Raw genomic sequence first — 4,573 nt, forward strand, 5'->3', positions numbered from 1 at the left:
GCACGTTGAGCTTGCCCGCCGCGGCAACGTCGGGCCGGCCGAGCACGGGCGCGGCGACATAGCCCAGCCCCGCTTCGGCGTGGAGCGCGGCGAGCCGGCGCGCGTAGTCGACCGAGATCGTCGCGCAGTTGACGTGGACCAGCCCCGGCGCGGCGCTTTCCAGCAGGCCGGGCTCGACGATCACCGCCTCGATCACCTCGTCCTGCGAGAGCATCGAGAAGACCAGTTCGCCCTGCAGCGCCTCGGCCGGGGTGGCAACCATCGTCACGCCCTCGACCGCGCCGCCCGAACGGTTCCAGGCACGGACCGCGTGCCCCGCTTTCGTCAGGTTCGCGGCCATCCCGCAGCCCATCGCGCCAAGGCCGATAAATCCGATTTTCATGGCAATTTCCACTCTCATGAGAAACAGGCAGGCGCGCCCCCGTGCGCCCGCCAGACGCAGGAAGGGGCGCCTTGCGCTGCCGGATGGCAGGCCAAAGCACCCCTTCGATAACCCCTTTGCCGCGCGAACGCGGCGGGATGGCCTCCCCCGTGCGCCTTCAGGCCGCCGGAGGGACCGTCAAGGCCTTCAGGCCGGGTAGGTCCAAGCCGTACCGCGGTCGAAGTTGTCGCTGGCGAACTTCCAGTTGATGAGGTTCTCCAGCACCGCCTTCACGTAGGCGGGACGCTTGTTCATCTGGTCGATGTAGTAGGCGTGCTCCCACACGTCGATGGTCAGCAGCGGGTTCACGTCCTCAGTGATCGCGGTGGCGGCGTCGTGGGTCGAGATGACCTTGAGCTTGCCCGCGTCCACGACGAGCCAGGCCCAGCCGCTGGCGAAGTGGTTGACCGCTTCGTTGGCGAGCGCTTCGAGCAGCGCGTCCATCGAGCCGAAGTCGTTGGCGATGGCGGTCGCCAGGCTCTCGCTCGGCTCGCTCTTCTCGCCCGACAGGCTCATCCAGTAGAAGCCGTGGTTGTAGGTCTGCGCCGCGTTGTTGAACAGGCCGCCGGTGGACGACATGGCGATTTCCTCAACGCTCTTGCCTTCGTTCTCGGTGCCCGCGATCGCCGCGTTCAGCTTGTCGACGTAGGTCTTGTGGTGCGCGCCGTGGTGGATTTCGAGAGTCTTGCTCGAGATGTGCGGCTCGAGGGCGTCCTGGGCGTAGGGCAGCGGCATCAGCGAAATGGTCATGGCTAGTCTTTCCTGTTTCTCTCGAGTTTGGGCTCAAGTCTTGGAACGCGTGACGGCGTTGAACGCGTGATGTGCGCCCCTGGCCGCGTCCTGCCCGGGGCGATGCAAAACACAGCGCCTATGTCTGCGTTGCAGCGCGACAATTCAACCCGGATTTGGCGCATTTTTCGTATCGAGCGAACACCGGCGCGGCTTTGCGCGCGGGCCTGGGAACGGCAAAAAGGGACAGAACCTTGCGGCCCTGCCCCTTTTCGATGGGCGCTCCGGGATCGGGCCGATCGCGAGACCCGACCCGGTGCGCCACTATCCTGTCTTAGCGAACCGAGCCGCGACGAAAGAGGTTGACGATCGCCAGCAGCACCACCGCGCCCAGGAACGAGGAGATCAGGCTCATCAGGTCGAACGAGCCGCTGGTGATGGGCGCGCCGCCGATCAGCGGGGTGATCAGGAAGCCTGCGATCACCGCGCCGACGATGCCGACGACGATGTTGAGGAAGATGCCCTGCTGCGCATCGGTGCGCATCACCATCGAGGCCAGCCAGCCCAGGATCCCGCCGACGAGAAGGATAAGAAGAAGTGTCATTTGTCCGTCTCCGAATTGCGTTGTGTTGCCGGGATAACGGGCCGCCCCGGCGAAAAGTTCCGCAATCGACCAGAGGCGGACGGGGCAAATCTTTTTGGGCCCCGCGGGAACCCGAAGCCCCGTGTCCGCGCGCGATCTTGACGAAGAACGCCGCGCAGGGCCAAGGAGACCGTTCCCCCGCCCTCGTATCCGAGTCGCGCCGTCCATGCTTGCGCAGAAAACCCGTTACGCCATCCGCGCCATGCAGCACCTTTCGGACCGATACGGCGAAGGGCCGATCCCGCTGGCCGACATCGTCGCCGCGCAGAACATCCCGGCCAAGTTCCTCACCGTGATCCTGTCCGAGCTGNAGGGCCGATCCCGCTGGCCGACATCGTCGCCGCGCAGAACATCCCGGCCAAGTTCCTCACCGTGATCCTGTCCGAGCTGACCCGCTTCGGGCTGGTCGATTCGCAGCGCGGCAAGGACGGCGGCTACTGGCTGGCGATCGCGCCGGTGGACATCACTTATGGCGATCTCATCCGGCTGATGCGCGGCTCGCTCGCGCTGGTCCCCTGCGCCAGCCGCTACGCGCACGAAAAGTGCAAGAACTGCCTCGCCGAAGACGAATGCCGCACCCGTGCGCTGATGCTTCAGGCGCGCGACGCGATGGCCGAGCTGCTCGACGGCATCCGCCTGTCGGACCCGATCGCGCTGGTCCCCGCCGCCGGGGACGAAACCGACGGCCTCCCCGCCGCCCGGGAGGAGGCAATCGACGAGCCCGGCGCGGCGAATCTTTAGGGTCAGGGCTCCTCGGGCAGCAGCAGCGGCGTCACCCCGCTCAGCGAATTGCGCCCCCGATAGTTCGAAAACACGACGACCAGGCCCGGCCTTTCGATGCAGAAGATGCCGCTCTCGCCCAGTTCCTCGGGCTCGGGCAGCGCCGCGCGGGTCACCCCGTCGGCTCCCAGGCTCCACAGCGCGTCGGGCGTCACCGACCAGACCCGCGCCGCCGCGCCCCCATTCGGGCTTGAGACCAGTCCATAGAACGGCTCGCTCGAAGCCGCCCCAAGCAGGCCGCCCGAAGCCTGCCCCGCCACCACCTCCACCCGCTTGCCACAGACCCGCAGCAGGCGCCCCTGTTCGCTCATGTGCCGCAGCCCGACACTTGCCAGTATGCAACCCGCCCGCACGGGGTCGCGCGCCACGCCGGTTACCGGATCGCACTCGCTGGTGAGCGGCCCCGCGCACAGCCTGGCGCTGTCCCGCCGCTCGATCCCCTCGACCGCGCCGTCCGCGAGCGCCACGCGCCACAAGCCCCCGCCCCATTCGCCCTGATCGAGCCCGAGCCACAGATGCTGCCCGTCGCGGTCGAGCAGAGGCGCCGTGCTCGCTCCGGGCCAGAGCCGCGCGCTACCGGGCAACACCAGCTTCACCGCGCGCCAGCCCGCCAAGGCCCCGTCGTGCCCCTTGGCAGGATCATCACGCGTCCAGATCCGCGCGGTGGTCACCACCAGCGGCGCATCACCGCGCCAGAGCAGCCCCAGAACCTCTTCGCCCGCCTCCAGCGGCGCGCCGCCGAGCGCGGCCTTCCCCAGCCCCGCCCCACGCGGATCGGCCGGGGCAAGCAGCGCGAACGTACCGGCACCGGGCTCGCGCGCTGGTCCCGAAGTCTCTGCCCGCGCAACCCTCAGCACCCAGAGCCGCCCGCCATGGCGCGCGACCCGCACGACCCCGGAGCGCGCCAGCCTGCGCGCCGCGCCGCTCGTGCGGTCATAGGCAACCAGCGCGCCCTCCCCGTTCACCAGCCACACGGTGCGCCCGCTGGCAACGCCATCGACGATAGAGCGCCCGATCAGCGGCAGATGCCGATCCATACGCCGTTCGAGCGCCTGCTGCGCGCGGGCCTGCACGACAAGCCCCGCAGCACAGCCGACGAGAGCGAGCCCGATCGCCCCCGTAAGCCCCGCGATCCAGCGCCCCCGACCGGGACGCGCCGCATCGCCCGGTTCCCCGAACGCGCACCACAGGCTCCAGAACGCCAGCGCGGCGAAGGCGCCGGTCACCGCGCCGAACAGGACGAGGCGCCCGACCCAAAAAGCCCAGGGCCCCAGCACCAGCTGCTCGAGCCCGACCATCAGCGCGCCGCCGAGTGCACCGCCCAGAGCGAACCAGCCCCCCCGCCAGCGCCGCAGGCGGTGCAACAGCGCGGCAAGCGGCCACACCACTCCAGCCACCGCAACCGCGCCGATCACCATGAGCGCGCCAAAGAGCCAACGCAGCCCCCCTGCCGGCAGATAAAAGCGCCCCGAATAGAGCAAGCTGTCCAGCGCCAGGGCGACGCAGCCCAGCGCGACCAGCGCGACCAGCGTGCCCAGCGTCGCCCCGATCAGCGCGAACCACCGCCTCCGACCCTTCGGCTCCGCCTTCGCGGCCGCGTCCTGCTCTGTCGATGCCATCGCCCGCTCCTGTCCCGCACGCCGCCGCCCGGCCGCGTGCAGACCGTGCCCGAGCTTCGCGCCGGGGCCAAGCGCCTTGCACGGTTTTCATTTTCGCCCCGCGCGTTAGGGTGCGCCGCCCGGCCCAGAGGACAAGACCCATGCGCACCATCGACGAAACCCACGACCCGGACCTGACATCGTGGGTCGAAGGGGCCGACGGCGATCCCGACTTTCCCATCCAGAACCTGCCGCTCGGCGTGTTTTCGCATCTGGGCGATGCCCCGCGCGGGGGAATCGCGATCGGGGCGATGATCCTCGATCTTGCCGCGCTCGCCGCCTCGGGCCTGCTCGAGGGTGACGCGCAGGCCGCCGCGCGCGCCGCCAGCGCCGACACGCTCA

General features: G+C 69.4%; 4 protein-coding genes and 2 pseudogenes. 2 read left to right on the forward strand and 4 right to left on the reverse strand.

Going from position 1 to position 4,573, the window contains the following annotated elements:
- The 3 genes from MTR62_RS20065 to MTR62_RS20075 form a co-directional block, all read right to left on the reverse strand.
- The coding region (locus tag MTR62_RS20065) for an NAD(P)-dependent oxidoreductase (protein WP_244024280.1) at positions 1 to 382 on the reverse strand (382 nt) is incomplete at its 3' end.
- Between the two features lie 186 nt (positions 383 to 568).
- Complete coding sequence (locus MTR62_RS20070) at positions 569 to 1,171, reverse strand: superoxide dismutase (RefSeq protein WP_244024282.1); 603 nt, start codon at positions 1,169 to 1,171, stop codon at positions 569 to 571.
- Positions 1,172 to 1,484: 313 nt separating this feature from the next.
- Positions 1,485 to 1,754 carry a GlsB/YeaQ/YmgE family stress response membrane protein gene (locus MTR62_RS20075; protein WP_244024285.1) on the reverse strand — a complete coding sequence of 90 codons (270 nt, stop codon included), beginning with the start codon at positions 1,752 to 1,754 and terminating at the stop codon, positions 1,485 to 1,487.
- Between the two features lie 351 nt (positions 1,755 to 2,105).
- Here MTR62_RS20075 and MTR62_RS20085 point away from each other — a divergent pair.
- Positions 2,106 to 2,534 (forward strand): annotated as a pseudogene (locus MTR62_RS20085) (RrF2 family transcriptional regulator); the annotation flags it as partial.
- Between the two features lie 2 nt (positions 2,535 to 2,536).
- On the opposite strand, the gene MTR62_RS20090 reads toward MTR62_RS20085, so the two are convergent.
- Positions 2,537 to 4,192, reverse strand: a complete 1,656-nt coding sequence (locus MTR62_RS20090; RefSeq protein WP_244024287.1) for a hypothetical protein — start codon at positions 4,190 to 4,192, stop codon at positions 2,537 to 2,539.
- Positions 4,193 to 4,332: 140 nt separating this feature from the next.
- Here MTR62_RS20090 and MTR62_RS20095 point away from each other — a divergent pair.
- Positions 4,333 to 4,573: pseudogene (locus MTR62_RS20095) on the forward strand (fumarylacetoacetase); the annotation flags it as partial.

The sequence above is a fragment of the Novosphingobium organovorum genome, from assembly GCF_022832435.1.
Lineage (GTDB): Bacteria > Pseudomonadota > Alphaproteobacteria > Sphingomonadales > Sphingomonadaceae > Novosphingobium > Novosphingobium organovorum.